At 72.1% G+C, this 17932-nt stretch carries 17 protein-coding genes; 14 read left to right on the forward strand and 3 right to left on the reverse strand.

Annotation, left to right across the window (positions count from 1 at the left end; all coding sequences use genetic code 11):
* The first annotated feature begins 69 nt into the window (after positions 1 to 69).
* The 11 genes from BM140_RS07625 (at position 70) to BM140_RS07675 (ending at position 10528) form a co-directional block, all read left to right on the forward strand.
* On the forward strand, positions 70 to 441 hold the full coding sequence (locus BM140_RS07625; RefSeq protein WP_056241858.1) for a hypothetical protein: 372 nt from the start codon (positions 70 to 72) through the stop codon (positions 439 to 441).
* 95 nt (positions 442 to 536) lie between these two features.
* On the forward strand, positions 537 to 1214 hold the full coding sequence (locus tag BM140_RS07630) for a response regulator transcription factor (protein WP_091943659.1): 678 nt from the start codon (positions 537 to 539) through the stop codon (positions 1212 to 1214).
* Positions 1215 to 1310: 96 nt separating this feature from the next.
* The gene (locus BM140_RS07635) at positions 1311 to 1523 is read left to right on the forward strand and encodes a hypothetical protein (protein WP_091943660.1); all 213 of its coding nucleotides are present in this window, start codon (positions 1311 to 1313) and stop codon (positions 1521 to 1523) included.
* Positions 1524 to 1641: 118 nt separating this feature from the next.
* Complete coding sequence (locus BM140_RS07640) at positions 1642 to 3057, forward strand: ATP-binding protein (protein WP_091943662.1); 1416 nt, start codon at positions 1642 to 1644, stop codon at positions 3055 to 3057.
* Between the two features lie 215 nt (positions 3058 to 3272).
* Entirely contained in the window at positions 3273 to 4832 is a 1560-nt protein-coding gene (gene ccmI / locus BM140_RS07645; RefSeq protein WP_091943664.1) for a c-type cytochrome biogenesis protein CcmI, read from the forward strand.
* A gap of 152 nt (positions 4833 to 4984) precedes the next feature.
* On the forward strand, positions 4985 to 5491 hold the full coding sequence (ccmE, locus tag BM140_RS07650) for a cytochrome c maturation protein CcmE (protein ID WP_091943666.1): 507 nt from the start codon (positions 4985 to 4987) through the stop codon (positions 5489 to 5491).
* Between the two features lie 43 nt (positions 5492 to 5534).
* Positions 5535 to 7535, forward strand: coding sequence for a heme lyase CcmF/NrfE family subunit (locus BM140_RS07655; protein ID WP_091943668.1), 2001 nt, complete (start codon positions 5535 to 5537; stop codon positions 7533 to 7535).
* Positions 7532 to 7987, forward strand: a complete 456-nt coding sequence (locus BM140_RS07660) for a cytochrome c-type biogenesis protein (protein ID WP_091943670.1) — start codon at positions 7532 to 7534, stop codon at positions 7985 to 7987. The genes BM140_RS07655 and BM140_RS07660 overlap by 4 nt, the downstream gene beginning before the upstream one ends.
* A gap of 78 nt (positions 7988 to 8065) precedes the next feature.
* The gene (locus BM140_RS07665) at positions 8066 to 8728 is read left to right on the forward strand and encodes a DUF1007 family protein (RefSeq protein WP_091943672.1); all 663 of its coding nucleotides are present in this window, start codon (positions 8066 to 8068) and stop codon (positions 8726 to 8728) included.
* Positions 8719 to 9732 (forward strand): nickel/cobalt transporter, encoded by a 1014-nt coding sequence (locus BM140_RS07670; RefSeq protein WP_091943675.1) that lies wholly within the window; start codon positions 8719 to 8721, stop codon positions 9730 to 9732. Before BM140_RS07665 ends, BM140_RS07670 begins: the two co-directional genes overlap by 10 nt.
* A gap of 67 nt (positions 9733 to 9799) precedes the next feature.
* On the forward strand, positions 9800 to 10528 hold the full coding sequence (locus BM140_RS07675) for a hypothetical protein (protein ID WP_091943677.1): 729 nt from the start codon (positions 9800 to 9802) through the stop codon (positions 10526 to 10528).
* Here BM140_RS07675 and BM140_RS07680 read toward each other — a convergent pair.
* Positions 10519 to 11112: a histidine phosphatase family protein gene (locus BM140_RS07680; RefSeq protein WP_091943679.1), complete on the reverse strand. Its 594-nt coding sequence runs from the start codon at positions 11110 to 11112 to the stop codon at positions 10519 to 10521. The genes BM140_RS07675 and BM140_RS07680 overlap by 10 nt on opposite strands.
* 242 nt (positions 11113 to 11354) lie before the next feature.
* Here BM140_RS07680 and BM140_RS07685 point away from each other — a divergent pair, with 242 nt between their 5' ends.
* The 3 genes from BM140_RS07685 to BM140_RS07695 all read left to right on the forward strand — a co-directional run bounded on the left by BM140_RS07685 (position 11355) and on the right by BM140_RS07695 (position 15148).
* Positions 11355 to 13499: a marine proteobacterial sortase target protein gene (locus tag BM140_RS07685; RefSeq protein WP_091943681.1), complete on the forward strand. Its 2145-nt coding sequence runs from the start codon at positions 11355 to 11357 to the stop codon at positions 13497 to 13499.
* Between the two features lie 245 nt (positions 13500 to 13744).
* On the forward strand, positions 13745 to 14293 hold the full coding sequence (locus BM140_RS07690) for a class GN sortase (protein WP_244535335.1): 549 nt from the start codon (positions 13745 to 13747) through the stop codon (positions 14291 to 14293).
* A gap of 51 nt (positions 14294 to 14344) precedes the next feature.
* Positions 14345 to 15148: a helix-turn-helix domain-containing protein gene (locus BM140_RS07695; protein ID WP_091943683.1), complete on the forward strand. Its 804-nt coding sequence runs from the start codon at positions 14345 to 14347 to the stop codon at positions 15146 to 15148.
* Between the two features lie 114 nt (positions 15149 to 15262).
* On the opposite strand, the gene sugE is transcribed toward BM140_RS07695, so the two are convergent.
* Both sugE and pbpC read right to left on the reverse strand, forming a co-directional pair.
* Complete coding sequence (gene sugE / locus BM140_RS07700) at positions 15263 to 15583, reverse strand: quaternary ammonium compound efflux SMR transporter SugE (RefSeq protein WP_091943685.1); 321 nt, start codon at positions 15581 to 15583, stop codon at positions 15263 to 15265.
* 99 nt (positions 15584 to 15682) lie between these two features.
* A complete protein-coding gene (gene pbpC / locus BM140_RS07705; RefSeq protein ID WP_114435984.1) occupies positions 15683 to 17932 on the reverse strand; it encodes a penicillin-binding protein 1C in 2250 nt (749 codons plus the stop codon).

A 17932-nucleotide genomic window follows, 5' to 3' on the forward strand; every position in this document is an offset into this window, starting at 1 on the left:
CATCTCGGTGGGCTCGGCGTCCCGAACATTCAGGACGCATTCAGTGCCCTGGCGCGAATGTCGTTGCCGATGCGCCAAGCTTTCGCCCTGTTGATCGTCGTCTCGACCGCCGCGGTTCTCGCGGCGGGCGCGGTCGGCCCCCTCGCCGAGGAGACCGGCGCCCTCGCCCCCGTCCCGGAGGTGCGCGAGCCGATGAACCGCGGCGACGACTGTCTGTCGCCCGCCGACCTGCGCGAGGCGGTGGCCGAGAAGCGCGTGGTGCCGCCGATCGCCGCGATCCGCGCCGCGCGCCAAGCGATTCCCAGGGCCGAGATTCAGCGCGCCCGGCTGTGCCGCCACGATGCCGGCCTCGTCTACCTGCTCACCGCCCTGCGCCGGGACGGGCACTTCGTCCAGGTCATGGTCGACGGCCAGTCGGGGCAGGTCAGCGGGCAGTGGTAAGGGCGCTGCGAAGTTGCCCATGCTGAAGGATTGAGAAACGTCGCTGCGAATAGATATTCCCGGCGATGGACCGATGATTCGAGGAGTGACCGACCGTGCGTCTGCTCGTGGTCGAGGACGACCGTGACATCAACCGACAGGTGGTGACCGCGCTGGAAGAGGCCGGCTACGTCGCCGACAAGGCGTTCGACGGCGAGGAGGGCGGCTATCTCGGCGAGAACGAGCCCTACGACGCCATCATCCTCGACATGGGCCTGCCCAAGGCCGACGGCGTCACCGTCCTCCAGAACTGGCGCCGGGCCGGAGTGAAGACGCCGGTCATCATCCTCACCGCCCGCGACCGCTGGTCCGACAAGGTCGACGGCTTCGACGCGGGCGCCGACGACTACGTCACCAAGCCCTTCCACATGGAGGAGCTGATGGCCCGCGTGCGCGCGATTCTTCGACGCGCGGCCGGTCATGCCTCAAGTCAGATCGCTTGCGGCCCCGTCACCCTCGACACCCGCTCCGGCCGCGTCTTCGTCGACGGCAACCCGGTTAAGCTGACGAGCCACGAATACCGCCTGCTCTCCTACCTGATGCACCACACCGGCCGCGTCGTCTCCCGCGCCGAACTCACCGAGCACCTCTACGACCAGGATTTCGACCGCGATTCCAACACCATCGAGGTGTTCGTCGGACGCCTCCGGAAGAAGCTCGCGGTGGACCTGATCCAGACCGTGCGGGGCTTGGGGTATCTGGTCGATCCGAACCAGCCGGGGGGGAAGGGTTAGTCCTCGTCCCGCTGGATCGGCTTTTGTCGCTCAATGCAAAAGCCTGTAGGGTTCTGGCCGTCCTCGCTCCTGAGCTTCCTCTCCGACGAATCTGCCATGGCCTTCGAAGCGAAACGCGTTTCCAAGCCGATGACGCGGCTCGGCAGCTTTCTCGTCTGCTTGGGCGTTCTGGCCGACATTTGGCCCGCCTCCTCCGAACCGCTGCGCTATCCGCACCACGATGAAGCGGAGGCGCTTTTCGGTGATGGGCTCCGAAGCGGGGACGACATGCGGATCGTGATCGAGCGGGCACAAGCTACGGTAAAGTAGCGCATCGGCTCGGCAAGCGCAGCCGACCGAAAAGGCCGAAGCCAATCTTGGGTGCCAAAGCCCCTTTTTGTACCGGCATGGCCCTGGCCGGGCAGAGGACAACAAGTAACAAATCCCGATGACCGACCGCCTCGCCTGGCTCCCCTTGCGCCGCCGCTCCATCGCGGTCCGGCTCGCGGTCTCGTCGTTCCTGTCGAGCACCGCGATCCTCGTGATCGCGGCCTTCATCCTCACCACGCTCTATCGCGAGAACACCGAGCGCGCCTTCGACAGCCGGCTGCTGGTCTTCGCCAACAACCTCGCCACCGACCTCGTCTCCCCGAGCGATCCCGAGACGCGTTCGTTCTCGCTGGGCGATCCGCGCTTCGATCTGCCGCTGTCGGGCTGGTACTGGCAGGTCGGGCGGCCGGACGCGAAGCCGCGGGACCTGCGCACTTCGCGCTCGCTGGTCGGCGTGCCGCTCAAAGGGCCGGATCAGGCCGGCACTGCGACGATCGGCCAGATCCGCCAGGGCTACGGCAAGGGCCAGGACGACCGGACCCTGCGCATCGTCGAGCGCGATGTCGATGTCGGCCAGGAGGGGCGCTACACGGTCCGCGTCGCCGGGCCCGCCGACGAGATCGTGAACGACGTCGAGCGCTTCCGTTTCTCGCTGTTCATGACCTTCGGCCTGCTCGGTTTCTCGCTCGCGGCGACGGCGCTCCTTCAGATCCGCTTCGGCCTCGCGCCGTTGCGGGCGCTGCGCACGGCGCTCGGCACCATCCGCCGCGGCGAGGCCGACCGGATCGACGGGCAATATCCGCGCGACATCGCCCCGCTCGCGGGCGAGATCAACCTGTTGATCGAAACCAACCGCGAGATCCTGGAGCGCGCCCGCACCCAGGTCGGCAACCTCGCCCATGCGCTCAAGACCCCGCTCTCGATCATCGTCAACGAGGTCGGCTCGAGCGAGGCGCCGCCGGAGCTGGCCGAGAAGATCCGTGAGCAGGCGGCCGTGATGCGCGATCAGGTCAATTACCACCTCGACCGGGCCCGCGCCGCGGCGCTCGCCGGCACGCTGGGCACCTCGACCGAGGTCGAGCCGGCGCTCGCCGGCCTCGTGCGGACGTTCGGAAAGATCTATCGCGACAAGGACATCGCCTACGAGGTCCACGTCTCGCCGGGCCTGCGCTTCCGCGGGGAGAAGCAGGATTTCGAGGAGATGATCGGCAATCTCGTCGACAACGCCTCGAAATGGGCGGACAGCCGCGTCTCGATCTCGGCGGCGCCGGTCGGCGGTGACGATTATCCCCATCTCATCGTCGCGGTGGAGGATGACGGTCCGGGCCTGCCGGAGGAGGATCGCGCGGCGGTGCTGAAGCGCGGGCGCCGCCTCGACGAGACCAAGCCGGGCTCCGGGCTCGGCCTTTCCATCGTCGCCGACCTCGCCGCGCTCTATCGCGGCCGCTTCCGCCTGGAGGCCGCGGGGCTGGGGGGGCTGCGCGCGGTGATCGAGGTGCCGGGCGATGCGCCCGCCGGAGCGGGTCAGCGCTGAGGCGCGATCCCAGGATCATGATCTCGAGGGCATGATCTCAGGGGCATGATCTCAGGGGCATGATCTCAGGGGCATGATCCAAGGCCAAGGTTACGCGGGCCCGCGCCTATGCTAAGGCGCATGCTTCGCTTCGCGTGACGACGTGTCGCCCGGAGGCGATGTCGTGCGGGCTCCTCTCGGGCACTAAACGGGGCCGAGCTACTTCTCGGGGGCCAATGACGGCGATCTGGTTCATCCTGGCGGCCATGACCGCGGCGGCCGTGTTCGCGCTGCTCTGGCCGATGTCGCGCCGCCGCCGCCGGGAGACGGCCGCGGCGGAGCTGTCGACCGAGGCCGGCTTCTACGAGGATCAACTCGCCGAGATCGAGCGCGACCTCGCCCGGGGTCTGATCGCGCCCGCCGAAGCCGAGGCCGCCCGCACCGAGGCCGCGCGCCGGCTGCTGCGGGCGAGCCGCGAAGAGGGCGCGGCGAAATCCGCGGTCGCGCCGCTCGCCGAGCCGCATCTGCGCCAGCGCCGCGCCGCCTCCGCCTTCGCCCTCTCGACGATCCCGTTGGTCGCGCTCGTCGTCTACGGCCTCTACGGCTCGCCGAACCTCCCCTCGCAGACCGACGCCGACCGCAGCGCCACCCGGGCCGGGGCGCAGGACATGATGACGGCGATCGGCCAGATCGAGGCGCGGCTCGCCAGTCACCCGGACGACGTTCGCGGCTGGAGCGTGCTCGCCCCGGTCTACATGCGCCTCGGGCGCTACGACGACGCGGCCCGCGCTTACGCTTCGGTCGTCCGCCTCAAGGGCGAGGACGCCTCGGCCTTGTCCGACTGGGGCGAGGCGCTGGTGGTCGCGGCCGAGGGCACGGTCTCGCCGGAAGCCCGCAAGGTGCTCGACCGGGCGGTGGCCGCCGATCCGAAGGCGCCGAAGGCCCAGTTCTACCTCGCCCGCGGCGACGAGCAGGCCGGCGACGTGGCCGGCGCGATCCGCCGCCTCTCCGGCCTCGCCGAGGGCGCCCCCGCCGACGCGCCCTGGCTGCCGACGGTGCGCGACACGCTCGCCCGCCTCAAGGGCGAGACCGCCCCGGCGGCGACCCCCGAGGGCGGTCCGAAGCCCGAAGCGCCTGCGGGCGGCGCGGCGGGCGGCTCATCGGTCGCAGGGCCGGCCGCCGCCATCCAGGCGCTGCCGCCCTCCGAGCGGATCGACGCGATCCGCGGCATGGTCGAGGGGCTGGAGCGGCGCTTGGCCAAGCAGGGCGGCACCGTCGACGAGTGGCTGCGCCTCGTGCGCTCCCACGCCGTGCTGGGCGAGCGCGACAAGGCGCTCGACGCGCTCACCCGGGCCCGCGAGGCCCTGAAGGACGACGCCTCCGCCCGCGAGCGCCTCGATGCGCAGGCGCGCGAACTCGGCCTCGCCGAGGGCAAGTCGGGCGCGCCCGCCGAGGCGGCGACCGCCGCCAAGCCGCCGGAGGCCAATGCCACGGAAGCGAAGCCGACCGTCGGCATGGAAGCCGATGCCGCCGCCAACACCATCCGGGTGATGCCGCCCGCCGAGCGCGAGGCGGCAATCCGCGGCATGGTCGCGACCCTCGACCGGCGCTTGGCCGCCAAGGGCGGCAGCCCCGACGAGTGGATGCGGCTCGTGCGCTCCTACGGCGTGCTGGGAGATCGCGCCGCCGCGACCCAGGCGCTCGACCGCGCCAAGATGGCGCTCGCCGCCAACCCCGGCGCGGTGGAGCGGCTCGACGCGCTCGGGCGGGAACTGGACCTCGCGCCCAAGCCCTGAGACGAGCCACTGACAATCGGTCCCGCCCGTGCAACCTTGACCCGAAGGGCGCACGGGCCGAAACCGTTCAGACGAACGAGTCTAAAGACGTCGGGCCCCCCTTCGCGCCAAGCTGAGGGACAAGGACGCGCCGACGAACCGGGACGGAACCGTTGACCCGCAAGAGCCGCCGCCTCGTCCTCATCGCCTGCTGCGGGGCCGTCCTGGCCCTGGCGCTGGGGCTGATCCTGTCGGCGATGACCGGCTCGATCGTGTTCTTCCGCTCGCCCACCGAGGTCGCCGCGCAAGGGGTGGCGCCGGGCACCCGCTTCCGTCTCGGCGGCCTCGTGACCGAGGGCTCGCTCAAGCGCGGGCCCGACCAGAACGTCGAGTTCTCGGTGACCGATACCGGCGCGACCGTGCCGGTGCAGTATCGCGGCCAGTTGCCGGACCTGTTCCGCGAGGGGCAGGGCATCGTCGCCGAGGGCACGCTCGATGTGGGCGGCGTGTTCCGCGCCGATACCGTGCTGGCCAAGCACGACGAGAACTACATGCCGCGCGAGGTCGCCGACGCCCTCAAGGCACAGGGGCGCTGGCAGGAGGGCGCCGGCAAGGACGCGCCCAAAGCGGCTCCCAAGCCGGCCGCCGACGCGACCCTCGGCCAGCGCAGCGAGCGATGAGCATGACCACCAACCGGTTTGACACCGCGCGGGAGACGCATTCGTGATCGTCGAGCTCGGCCATTACGCCCTGGCGCTCGCCCTGGCCCTGTCCCTCGTCCAGGCGGTGATGCCGGCCTGGGCCGCCCGCTCGGGCGATGCGGCGTTGCGCGAGGTCGCGGTGCCGGCAGCGCTCGGCACCTTCGCCTGCATCCTGTTCTCGTTCTGCGCGCTCACCTACGCGCACGTGATGTCGGACTTCTCGGTCCAGAACGTCGTCGAGAATTCGCACACGGCCAAACCCTTGATCTACAAGATCTCCGGCGTGTGGGGGAACCACGAGGGTTCCATGCTGCTCTGGGTGCTGATCCTCGCCCTGTTCGGCGCCTGGGTCGCCACCGCGAAGAACTCGGTGCCGCCGGTCCTGCGGACCAACACCCTGATGGTGCAGGCCTCGATCACCTTCGTGTTCGTGCTGTTCATCATCACGACCTCGAACCCGTTCAGCCGCGTGGCGCCCGCGCCGCTGGAGGGCAACGACCTCAACCCGCTGCTCCAAGACCTCGGCCTCGCGATCCATCCGCCGCTGCTCTATCTCGGCTATGTCGGCTTCTCGATCAGCTTCGCCTTCGCGGTCGCCGCGCTGATCGAGGGGCGCATCGACGCCGTGTGGGCGCGCGCCGTGCGGCCCTGGACCCTGATCGCCTGGAGCTTCCTGACGCTCGGCATCGCCATGGGCTCCTACTGGGCCTATTACGAACTCGGCTGGGGCGGCTGGTGGTTCTGGGACCCCGTCGAGAACGCCTCGCTGATGCCGTGGATCGCCGGCACGGCTTTGCTGCACTCCACCGTCGTGATGGAGAAGCGCGACGCCCTGAAGGTCTGGACGGTGCTTCTCGCCATCCTGACCTTCTCGCTCTCGCTGGTCGGCACCTTCATCGTCCGCTCGGGCCTGCTCACCTCGGTCCATAGCTTCGCCTCGGACCCGAGCCGCGGCGTGTTCATCCTCGGCATCCTCGCGCTCTTCATCGGCGGCTCGCTCAGTCTGTTCGCGTGGCGCGCGCCCACCCTGCGCCAGGGCGGCCTGTTCGCGCCGATCTCCCGCGAGGGCGCCCTGGTGATGAACAACCTGTTCCTCGTGGCGGCCTGCGCCACGGTGTTCGTCGGCACGCTCTACCCGCTACTCTTGGAGATGCTGACCGGCGACAAGATCTCGGTCGGCCCGCCCTTCTTCAACTGGACCTTCATTCCGCTGGCGCTGCCGCTGCTGTTCATCGTGCCCTTCGGGCAGGGGCTCGCCTGGAAGCGGGGGGACGCGGCGGCGGCGGCCCAGCGCCTGATCGCGGCCTTCGCGGTGGCCCTCGTGGCGGGCCTCGCCGCCGCCGCGCTGACCTGGGGCGGCCCGGTCATGGCCCCGGTCGGTGTCGGCATCGGCGCCTACCTGATCATCGGATCGGCGCTGGAAATCTGGGTGCGCGCCCGCGGCTATGGTCAGAGCCGCAGCCGCGACCTCGGCACCACGTGGCGCCGCGCCGTCGGCCTGCCCCGCTCGGCCTGGGGCACGGCGCTGGCGCATGCCGGCGTCGGCGTCGTGGTGCTCGGCATCGCCGCGCAGGGCTGGTCCGCGGAAGGCCTCGGCACCATCCGCCCCGGCGGTCAGGTGACGGCCGGCCCCTACGTCGCCACCCTCGACCGCGTCGGCCCGAAGAAGGGCGAGAACTACGAGGAGACCGCCGCCTTCCTGACCCTACGCAACCGGGCGGGCGATGTCGTCGGCACGGTCGAGACGGGAAAACGCTTCTACCCCTCCCGCCGGATGACGGTGACCGAGGCCGGCCTGAAGACGGTCGGGGTCAGCCAGATCTACGCCAGCGTCGGCGAGGTGATGCCCGATGGCTCCATCGGCATGCGGCTCTACTACAAGCCGTTCATCCTGCTGATCTGGATCGGCGCGCTCGTCATGGCCGCGGGCGGCGGCCTGTCGCTCACCGACCGGCGCATGCGCGTCGGCGCCCCCGTCAAGGCGCGGGCCAAGCTGCCGCCCGCCGCGGTGCCGGCCGAATGACCCGCCTTCTGACCCGCCTCGCCCTCGTCCTGTTGCTCGCCCCGGCTCCCGCCCTGGCGGTGCAGCCGGACGAGGTGCTGAAGGATCCGGGCCTGGAGGCGCGGGCGCGCGTCATCTCGGAGGGCCTGCGCTGCCTCGTCTGCCAGAACCAGTCGATCGACGATTCCGACGCGCCGCTCGCCAAGGACCTGCGCCTGATCGTGCGTGAGCGCCTGAAGGAGGGCGACACCAATAATCAGGTCGTCGACTACGTGGTGGCCCGCTACGGCGAGTTCGTGCTGCTGCGGCCGACCTTCGGCTGGCACACGCTGCTGCTCTGGCTGAGCCCGCTGCTGGCCGTTGGCCTCGGCGCCTTCGGCATCTGGCGCCTGTCGCGCCGCCGGGCGCCGAAGGCGGACACGCTGTCCGAGGCCGAGGCCGCCGAGGTCGAGGCGCTGCTCAAGCGGCGCTGAAGGCGCGCCCTGCTTTCGCCAGATCGTTCGGGCAGGGATGTGCCGTCTTCGACCCGCAGCGAGCCTCTCCCGAGCGCCATGCCGATCGCCGCCTCTCTTCGCCGCCTCTTCCTCGCGACCGTGGCGGCCTCCGCGCCTGTCGCCGCGCAGGCCCATCCCCATGTCTGGGTCACGGCCAAGGCCGAGGTCGCCTACGAGGGCGGGCGTGTCGCCGGCATCCGCCACACGTGGAGCTTCGACGCGTCCTACTCGGCCTTCGTGACGCAGGGCCTCGACACCAACGGCGACGGCAAGCTCTCGCCCGAGGAGTTGCAGGGGCTCGCCACCGAGAACACCACGAACCTGGCGGAATTCGCCTACTTCACCAAGCTCAAGGTCGCGGGCCGCGAGCAGGCCTTCGCCGATCCGCGGGATGCCCGCATGACCATGGACGGCGACCGGCTCACCTTGAGCTTCCTGCTGCCGCTGAAGGCGCCCGCCGTGCAGGGCAAGGGCGTCGCCGCGCTGGAAGTCTACGACCCGACCTACTTCGTCTCCTTCAGCCTTGCCGAGGGCGCCGACGCCGTGCGCCTGCCCGGGGCGGCGGCGGGCTGCACCACCACGGTGACGCGGCCGAAGAACGCCGAACCGGCGGTGGCGGATGCCGGCAAGTCGATGAGCGAGGCGATGTTCGAGGCGCTGACCTCCGCCTCGAATTACGGCGAGCAATTCGCCAACCGGGCCATCGTCGCGTGTCCCTGACGGCGGCGCTCGTCCCGAAGGAGCCGGTGGCGAGCCGGCTCCCGTTGCGCCTCGCGCTCGCCGCCGGAGCGGTGCTCGCCGCCGTCGGCGTCCTCGGTGCCCTCGCCTGGATCGTCGGGCCGATCGCGGCCCCACCGCCGCGCTCACCCTTCGGCATCGGCTTTCGCGAAGCCGCCCCGGCCGCGACCGGACTCGGCGGCTGGCTTCTCAACGTCCAATCGAACTTTTCGCGCAACCTGCAAGGCGCCGTCACCGCGCTGAAGGCGGGGGGCGGCTGGTGGCCGCTCGTCGCCATGGGCTTCGCCTACGGCGTCTTTCATGCCGCCGGCCCCGGCCACGGCAAGGCGGTGATCGCCGGCTACATCGTGGCGGGCGAGCGCTCCCTGCGCCGCGGTTTCTCGCTGAGCGCGGCGGCGGCCCTGCTCCAGGCCTTCGTGGCCATCGCCATCGTCGGCGTCGGGGTGTTGATCCTCAAGGCGACCGCGAGCGGCATGACGCGGGCCGGCATGCTGATCGAGACCGTCAGCTTCGCCCTCGTCGCGCTGCTGGGCGCCGCGGTGACATGGCGCAAGGCCGGGCGGCTCGCGGCGCTGGCCACCGATGCGCCGACAGCCGCCTGCGCCCCCGGCTGCGGCCACACCCACCTCACCGATGCCGCAGCCCTCGACCGGCTCGGCAACTGGCGCGAGCGGGCCGGCGTGGTGCTCGCCGCCGGCAGCCGCCCCTGCGCCGGGGCGGTGCTGATCCTCGTCTTTTCGGCGAGCCAGGGGCTGCTGTGGGCCGGCATCGCCGCGACCCTCGCCATGGCGCTCGGCACCGCGCTCACCACCGGGGTATTGGCGAGCCTGGCGGTCTTCGCCAAGGCGCTGGCGCTCCGCCTCGCCGGCGGACGCGGTCAAGGCGGGACACTCGTGGTCGGCGGGCTCGAACTCCTGGCCGCGGCCTTCGTGCTGGTGCTCGGCCTCGCCCTCGTCGCCGGAATCGCCTCCGGGGTCGGCGGCTGAACGTCCTCTCGCCAAGGGGTGGGAAGCCGTGGCAGGCTACGCCCCTCGATCAGAGGAGAAGCCCCGCGTGACCGCACCCGGCGATGCCCTCGACGCCTTCGCGCCGATCCTGAACTGGCGTTTGCTGAAAGGCTCCCACGCCTTTCCGGGGCCGGACGGGGGCACCTGCATCAACGAGGCGGCCATCGTCGCGGCGGGCCTGCCCTATCGGACGATCCGGGCGACGGAGGATTGTCCGCCCTGCTTCTCGCGCCCGCTCGCGGCCTACGCGCTCGGCCTCAACGACGCGATGCCGGAAGCCGAACGGCAGGGGCTGATGGCCTTCGTGCTGCGCCTCTCGGGCTCCGCCGACACGCCCGAGATCGAGGCCGCCCGCACGCGCTTCCTCGCGCTGGAGAGCGTGCGCCGCATCCTGCCCCCGTTGCTCGACCGGGCCGGCCTGCCCGCGCTCGCCGCCCGCTGCGAGACCGCGCCCGATGCAGACGCTGCGCTTCTGGCGGTGAGAGTCGCGGAAGCGCAGGGCGGGGCGCTTGCCCACGCCGCGTCGGGCCGGCGCGCCTGGGTGATCGGTGCGCACGCCTCGGCGGTCGCCCGCACCGCCACGGCGGCGATCCGGGCGTTCGCCGATCCGCGCTGCGCCGCGGAGGTGGCGGAGGGAGCCGCGCCCTTCGCCGACGGCATCTGGGTCGCCGCGCTCGGCATCCTCGACGGGGCGCTCGGCATCGGCCGGCAGGCACCGGCGATCGACCTGATCGAAGCCCGCGACCGCTTGGAACGGGCTCGCGCTCAGGCGTAGGCGCGCGGGCGCGGCTCCTCGGCGAGGTCGATCTCCATCGACTCGCAGTTGGCGAGCCAGCGCCCGGTCAGGTGGTAGAAGAAGGTGCAGTGGCCGACCACGCCGATGGTCCGCTCCGGCCGCGCCCGCAGCCATTCGCGAAAGCCCGCGACGCGCTGGTCGAAGATCGTCCGCGGCTCGACGTGCCAGCCCTCGGGGCCGACCGCGCCTTCGGCATACCACCACGTCTCGGGCAGGTGATCGACTTGGAAGTCCGGGAATTCCCGGGCCAGCACCGAGGCCGCGCGGCCGATGTCGCAACTGCTCTCCTGGCATTCCCGGTGCAGCACCTCGACCAGCACCTTCGGCTTCGCCGGGTGATCGGAAAAGATGCCCGCCGTGGTCTGAAGCGCGCGGGTCAGCGGCGAGGTGACGACGAGTTCGAACGGCTCGTCGCGCAACCGCGCGCGGGCGGCGGCGACCTGCGCGTGGCCGCGCTCGGACAGGCGGGCATCGATATGGCCGGGATCGCGCCCCGTCGCCTCGTGGAGGGCGTTGTAGGTCGATTCGCCGTGGCGGATGCAGAGGATGCGGGTCGTGGACATGAGCCCGATGTAGGCCGGGGGCGGCCACGCGCCACCTGCCGCGACGGCGGGTCTCGCCTGCGCACGGAACCGGACGAAGCGTCACCGTGCGTGCGCAGCCGCGCCGGTTTCCGCACCGCGGCCGTGGCAGCGGTGCGGGCGTGGGCGGAAGGAGGGGAAAGCTTCCCGTGGCGGGGACGGGCGGCCCGGAGGAGCTTGAGGACAACCGGCCCCGGCCGGCGCCACCCTCAAGGAGCCCCCCGATGTCCCATCCTCCGGTCTCGAGCCCTCTGCCCAGCCAGGGCCTGCCCCGCAACCTCCTGATCGGCCCCCTCGTCGCGATCATCCTCGCCTTCTTCGCGGGCGGCCAGCCCGCCCGGGCCGAGGAAGCGGGAAGCGGCGCGTTGGTTTTGCGCCGCGAGGGGGCCGCCCCGGTCGAGGCGCCGCGCCTCCGGGCGGACGCTGCCATCACGGTCAGCGGCCCGACCGCGCGGGCGACCATCACCCAGGCCTTCCGCAACACCACCGCCGAGTGGGTGGAAGGCACCTACCTCTTTCCCCTACCGGAGGATGCCGCGGTCGATTCGATGAAGCTCGTGATCGGCGACCGGGTGATCGTCGCCGACATCCGCGAGCGGCAGGCGGCGCGGCGCGCCTACGAGGCGGCGAAAGCCGAGGGCAAGGCCGCCGCGCTCACCGAGCAGCAGCGCCCGAACCTGTTCACCAACGCGGTCGCCAATATCGGCCCCGGCGAGACCATGCTGGTGCAGATCACCTACCAGCAGAGCGTCCGGCTCTCCGGCGGCACCTACGCGCTGCGCCTGCCCACCGTCGCGGCGCCCCGCTACAGCCCGGCCCCGCCCTTCGTCCAAGGTGCCGCCGAGGGCGCGGCCATGCCCGATCCCGTCCCGGATCGCGCGAAGATCGAGGCGCCCGTGCTCGATCCGGCCCGCCACGCGCCGGTCAACCCGTTGACGCTCGCCATCGACCTCAAGGCCGGCTTCGTGCTGGGCGCCGTGAAGAGCGCCACCCACGCGATCCGCGTCGAAGATATCTCGCAATCCGAGCGCCGCATCACGCTTGTCGACGGCGCCACGGCGGCCGACCGCGATTTCGAGCTGACCTGGGCGCCCGCACCCGGCACCGCACCCGCCATCGGCCTGTTCCGCGAGCGCGTCGCCGGGGCCGAGGCCGTGCTCGCCGTCGTGACGCCACCCGCCGAGGCCGCCCCGGCGCCCGCGCTGCCGCGGGACGTGGTGTTCGTCATCGACAATTCCGGCTCGATGGGCGGCGCTTCGATCCGGCAGGCCAAGGCCAGCCTGCTCGTCGGCCTCGACCGCCTGCGGCCGGGCGACCGCTTCAACGTCATCCGCTTCGACCACACCTACGACGCGCTGTTTCCCGACACGGTGACGGCCGACGAGAGCCATCTCGCGCAAGCCAAAACCTTCGTGGCCGGGCTGGAGGCGAGCGGCGGCACCGAGATGCTGGCGCCGCTCAAGGCTGCGCTGCAGGATCCGCACCCGGACGAAGCCGGCCGCCTGCGGCAGGTCGTGTTCCTCACCGACGGCGCCGTCGGCAACGAGGCCCAGATCTTCTCCGCCATCGCCGCGGAGCGCGGGCGCACGCGGCTGTTCATGGTCGGCATCGGCTCGGCCCCCAACGGCTATCTCATGCGCCACGCCGCCGAACTCGGCCGGGGCAGCTTTACGGAAATCCGCTCGGTCGATCAGGTGAGCGAGCGGATGCGCGAGTTGCTCGTGAAGCTCGAAAGCCCCGTCGTCACCGACCTCACCGCGACGTTTTCGGAAGCCGCCGACGCCACGCCCGCGCAGATGCCCGACCTCTATCGCGGCGAGCCGGTCACCGTCGCGGCGCGGATGCCGGAGGCCAAGGGCACGCTGACGATCACGGGCCGGATCGGCGGGCAACCCTGGCGCACGGTGCTGAACCTCGACGGTGCTGCGGAGGGCGCCGGCATCGGCAAAGTCTGGGCGCGGGCAAAGATCGCGGATGCCGAGACCGCGCGGATCACCGGCCGGCTCGGCCCGGAGGCGGCCGACGCCGCGATCCTGCGGCTTGCCCTCGACCACGGCCTCACCACGCGGCTGACCTCGCTGGTGGCGATCGACGCCACGCCGCGCCGGCCCGAGGGCCAGCGCCTCGTCAGGACCGACCTGCCGCTCAACCTGCCCGCCGGCTGGGATTTCGAGGCCCTGTTCGGCACCAAGAGCGAAGCCGCCCCGCCGCGCCAGCGCCGCGCCGGCTTGGCCCCGGCCCGGTACGCCGCGGCCCCCTCCGTCCCGCTGCCGCAGACCGCCACGGATTTCGAACTGCGGGCGCTCGCCGGCCTCGCCTTCCTCGGCCTCGGCCTACTGATGGCCGCGCGTCGCCGCAGGCTGGCGTGATGGCTCAGATGATGACCAACTCTCCGAGGCGGCCGGACCAAGCACCTCTCCTCCCCCTTTTGGGGAGGAGGCAGGAGGTGGGGGTGGTTCAGAAGGCGCCGGAACGCCCCATCCTGCACCACCCCCACCCCGAACCCCTCCCCACCCAGATTGGGCTTGCCCGATCTGGGCCGGCAAGGTGCGGATCTCGGGCAAGCCCGAGATCCGTGGGGAGGGGACCCGCGTTATCTTCTATCCTCCCCCTGATGCTTTGCCTCGTCGGCCTCGCGCTCCTCGCGCAGGCAGCCTGGATTCCCGCCAAGGCGGCCCTGGCGCAGTTCCTCTTGGAGCGCGCCTTCGCCCGGACGCTCGCCGAGGGCGCACCCGTCCGCCCCTGGCCCTGGGCCGACACCGTGCCGGTCGCCCGCATCACCTTCCCCGACCTCGGCGAGCGCTACATCGCGCTCGCCGGCTCCAGCGGGCAGGCGCTGGCCTTCGGGCCCGGCCATGTCGAGGGCACGCCGGAGGCGGGCGAGCCCGGCGTCGCGGTCTATGCGGCGCATCGCGACACCCAGTTCCGCAGCCTCGGCCGGCTGCGGCCGGGCGATCCCGTCACGGTGCAGCGGCGGGACGGCCGGACCGTGCGGTTCCGGGTGACGGGCGCCCGCGTGGTCCGCTGGGACGCTTCCGGTCTCGATCCGGATGCGCCGGGGCGGCGCCTCGCGCTGGCGACCTGCTGGCCACTCGACGGGCTGACGCAGGGGCCGGAGCGGTTGCTGGTGGAGGCGGAGCAGGACGCGACCGCCGCGCCTTGACGGCGGCGGCCGCGGTGCGGTTCTGTGCGGGTTCGTCCGGACCCACGCACGATGCCGACCTTCGAGGCCGCTCTTCCGGCCGACCATCCCGAGACCGAACTCCCCGACGCGCAGAGCCGCGCCATTGCGGACGCCGTGCGCGAGGCGCTGGCGCGGCGCCGGATGTCGCGACAGGCGCTGGCGGATGAGGCGCGCATCAGCATCTCGACCCTGGAGAAGGCGCTGTCGGGCCGCCGCCCCTTCACCCTCGCGACGACGATCCGCCTGGAGGAGGCCTTGGGCCTTCCCCTGCGCATTCCCGCCGCGGCGTCGCTGCCGAAGCCGGCCGTGCCGCGCCATGCGCCGGAAGAATTCGGCTCCTACACCCGCGAGGCTGTGGCCTTTCTGGAAGGGCGCTACCTGACCCTGCGGACCTCGTTCGGGCAGGCCGGTGCCCTGTTCGCCTACCGCACCGAGATCGCCTGGGACGCGGAGACCGCCCGTCTCGTCTTCCGCGAGGCCGAGCGGCTCGACGCGCCGTTCGCGCAATCCGGCACCGTCTCGGTGCCGAACCAGTCGGGCCAGATCTATCTCGTCACGAACTTCCAGGGGCAATACCGGCTCGCCATGCTCGGGCGGCCGACGATCCAGGGCGAGCTGTTCGGCATCCTGACCACCCTGTTCTCCGGCCGCGGCGCCCACCTGACGCCCGCCGCGACACCCATCGCCCTGGTGCCGGAGCGCGGGGCCCTGACGGACGGCGCGCAATACGGCCGGATCGAGCCCGGCATGGCCTGCGAGCCGGGCTACCGCCGCATCCTCGACCGGGTGCGGGCGGATGGGTTTGCGGTGTTTCCCGGCTGCGCCGGGGATTGATCCTTGTTGCATCGAGACCGACCGATGGTCGGCTTCGATGCGCCCGGCGGACGACCGCCGCCCCGCAGTCGCGGGGGCCGATCGGCGATGAGTCAGGATCATCGCCGATTGGTATCAGGCCGTGCTCGACAGCTTCATCAGCACGAGCCCGCTGACGATCAGCCCGGCGGCCAGCACCCGCATTGCGCTCAATTCCTCGCCGAGCACCGCGATGCCGACCACGAAGGCGCCGACCGCGCCGACGCCGGTCCAGACGGTGTAGGCGGTGCCGAGGGGAAGCGTCCGCATCGCCCAGGCGAGCCCGGCGAGGCTCACCGCCATGGCGCCGACCGTGACGAGCGACGGCCAGAGCCGCGAAAATCCCTCCGACTGCTTCATCGAGAACGCCCAGACGACTTCGAACAGTCCGGCGACGATGAGGATGATCCAGGCCAACACGGGCCTCCTGGCGTTGGTCGCCGGGCCGTCCCGGTCTTGAGACCCGCAAGCGGGGGAGGGCGTGGCCTCTTGCGCCAAGCTAAGGCGAAAGGCCGGTTATTCCAGCCGCACCACCACGCTGTCGCTGGCCCCGGCCGCATCCATCACCGAGATGCGGGCGAAGCCCGCGCCCTCCGGGCTCCAGTCCGATTGCCGGCGCAGGCTCTCGGCCACGGGGAGGCCATCGACCATCCAAGTCAGCGGCGGCTGGCCGCCGAGCGCCTTGAGGGCGAGGCGGATCTTTTCGCCCGCCCCAAGGCCGAGATCGACCCGGGCGCCGTCGGGCGGGTAGGCGATCTTCAGCGGCACGCCGAGCGTCGCGGCGAGCGTCTTGGGCGCATCGCGGCGGATGTGGCGCAGCGGCGGGGGCAGGGCGATGGTGGCCGCCACCAGCGCCTCGCGCGGACGCGGCAGGGGCTCGGGCTCGCCGCCGAACCGGCTGAACGCGTCGAACAGCATCGGCGCGGCGGCGATGCGCCCGACGAGGCCCGGCACCGAGGCGCCGTCCGGCCGCCCGACCCAGACCGCAATCGTGACGCGGGCATCGAACCCCACCGCCCAGGCGTCGCGGTAGCCGTAGGAGGTGCCGGTTTTATAGGCGAGCCGGCCGGAAGGCGCGTTCTCCGGCGGCGGGGCGCCGCGCAGGATGTCGGCGACGTACCAGGCTGAGACCGGGTCGGTCACCGTGCGCTCTGGCTCGGCGGGGGAGGGCGGCCCGTCGAGGCGGCGTACCAGATTCGGCACGCTTCCGGCCCGCGCGAGCCCGGCATGGAGCCGGGCGAGGTCGGTCAGCGTGATGCCGAGGCCCCCGAGCGCCACCGGCAGGCCCGGCGCGGTGTCGCGCGGCAGCAGGATCGTGGCGCCGGCGCCCCGCAGCCGCGCGACGAAGCGGGCCGCGCCCACCGTCTCCAGCAGATCGACCGCGGGCAGGTTGAGCGATTGCTGGAGCGCGACGCGGGCCGTCACGGTCCCGCGATAGCCTTGATCGAAGTTCTCCGGCGCGTAGCTCGCGGCAAAGCGCGCCGGGCGGTCGTCGAGCAGGGTTTCCGGATGGGCGAGCCCGTTCTCGAAGGCCAGCGCGTAGATGAAGGGCTTGAGCGCCGAGCCCGGCGAGCGGATTGCGTTCGTGGCATCGACCGCGCCGGCGCGGGCGGCGTCGAGATAGCCGGCGCTGCCGACATGGGCGAGCACGTGGCCGCTGCGGTTGTCGATCACGAGGATCGCCGCCGACAGGGCCGGGCCGAGTGCCGCCGCGCGCTCCGCCGCCAGCGTTTCCAGGCTCGCCTGGAGGCGGGCGTCGAGGGTCAAGCGCTGCACCCGCGCCGCGGGATCGGCGGCCACCGCCTGCTCGGCGGCATGCGCCGCGAGCATCGGGAAGGGTTTTCTCAGGGACGGCACCGGCTCGGCCTTGGCGGTGCGGGCCTCCTCGGCGGTGAGGACACCCCGTTCCAGGGCGATGTCGAGCACCCGGTCGCGGGCGCGGCGGGCATGGGCGGCGAAGCGGTCGGGCCGGCGCGCCTCGGGGGCCTGGGGCAGGGCGACCAGCAGCGCGCTCTCGGCAAACGACAGGCGGGCCGGCTCGCGGCCGAAATAGGCGAGGCTCGCCGCGCGCAGGCCCTCGACCGGGCCGCCATAGGGGGCCAGCGCGAGGTAGAGGTCGAGCACGCCGGCCTTGCCAAAAGTCCGCTCCAGCTCGACCGCGCGGATCATCTGCCGGAGTTTGGCGGCAAGCGAGCGCTCCGCCCGCGGCTCGACGAGGCGGGCGACCTGCATGGAGAGCGTCGAGCCGCCCGACACGATTCTTCGGTGGGCGAGCCATTGCCAGGCGGCGCGAGAGCTGGCGGCCGGGTCGATGCCCGGATGGGTGTCGAAGCGGCGGTCCTCGTAGGCCTTGAGCATGGCGATGAAGCGCGGATCGACCTCGCTTGCGGTCACCGGCAGGCGCCAGCGCCCGTCGGCGGTGGCGAAGGGGCGCAGCAACTGGCCCCTCCGGTCGAGGACGACGGTGGAGCGGAGCGAGGCGGCGGTGAGGTCGAGCGGGGGGAGGGTGTCGGCGGTGCGCCAGAGGGCGAGGGCGGGCAGGAGGAGCGCGATGACAACGATAAGGGCGACGAGCGCTCCGACGCGTTTCCCTCCCCCCTCCGCGGGGGAGGGTGGCCCCCGAAGGGGGGCGGGAGAGGGGAGCGACGCTTCCGGAGAGGGCTGGTCGACGGCGGCCAAGCGGAGCCGTCGCGCTGCCCCTCTCCCGCCCGCTCCGCAGGCACCCTCCCCCACAGAGGGGGGAGGGTTCTTCGCGTCGGCGCCCAT

It is taken from the genome of Methylorubrum salsuginis, assembly GCF_900114375.1.
GTDB lineage: Bacteria > Pseudomonadota > Alphaproteobacteria > Rhizobiales > Beijerinckiaceae > Methylobacterium > Methylobacterium salsuginis.

Excerpts from the sequence above, each read along its gene's own strand:
- BM140_RS07625 (WP_056241858.1), top strand. The coding sequence starts at position 70 with ATGCGCCAAGCTTTCGCCCTGTTGATCGTCGTCTCGACCGCCGCGGTT.
- BM140_RS07635 (WP_091943660.1), top strand. The coding sequence starts at position 1,311 with ATGGCCTTCGAAGCGAAACGCGTTTCCAAGCCGATGACGCGGCTCGGC.
- BM140_RS07640 (WP_091943662.1), top strand. The coding sequence starts at position 1,642 with ATGACCGACCGCCTCGCCTGGCTCCCCTTGCGCCGCCGCTCCATCGCG.
- ccmI (WP_091943664.1), top strand. The coding sequence starts at position 3,273 with ATGACGGCGATCTGGTTCATCCTGGCGGCCATGACCGCGGCGGCCGTG.
- BM140_RS07660 (WP_091943670.1), top strand. The coding sequence starts at position 7,532 with ATGACCCGCCTTCTGACCCGCCTCGCCCTCGTCCTGTTGCTCGCCCCG.
- BM140_RS07665 (WP_091943672.1), top strand. The coding sequence starts at position 8,066 with ATGCCGATCGCCGCCTCTCTTCGCCGCCTCTTCCTCGCGACCGTGGCG.
- BM140_RS07680 (WP_091943679.1), bottom strand. The coding sequence starts at position 11,112 with ATGTCCACGACCCGCATCCTCTGCATCCGCCACGGCGAATCGACCTAC.
- BM140_RS07685 (WP_091943681.1), top strand. The coding sequence starts at position 11,355 with ATGTCCCATCCTCCGGTCTCGAGCCCTCTGCCCAGCCAGGGCCTGCCC.
- BM140_RS07690 (WP_244535335.1), top strand. The coding sequence starts at position 13,745 with ATGCTTTGCCTCGTCGGCCTCGCGCTCCTCGCGCAGGCAGCCTGGATT.
- BM140_RS07695 (WP_091943683.1), top strand. The coding sequence starts at position 14,345 with ATGCCGACCTTCGAGGCCGCTCTTCCGGCCGACCATCCCGAGACCGAA.
- pbpC (WP_114435984.1), bottom strand. The coding sequence starts at position 17,932 with ATGGGCGCCGACGCGAAGAACCCTCCCCCCTCTGTGGGGGAGGGTGCC.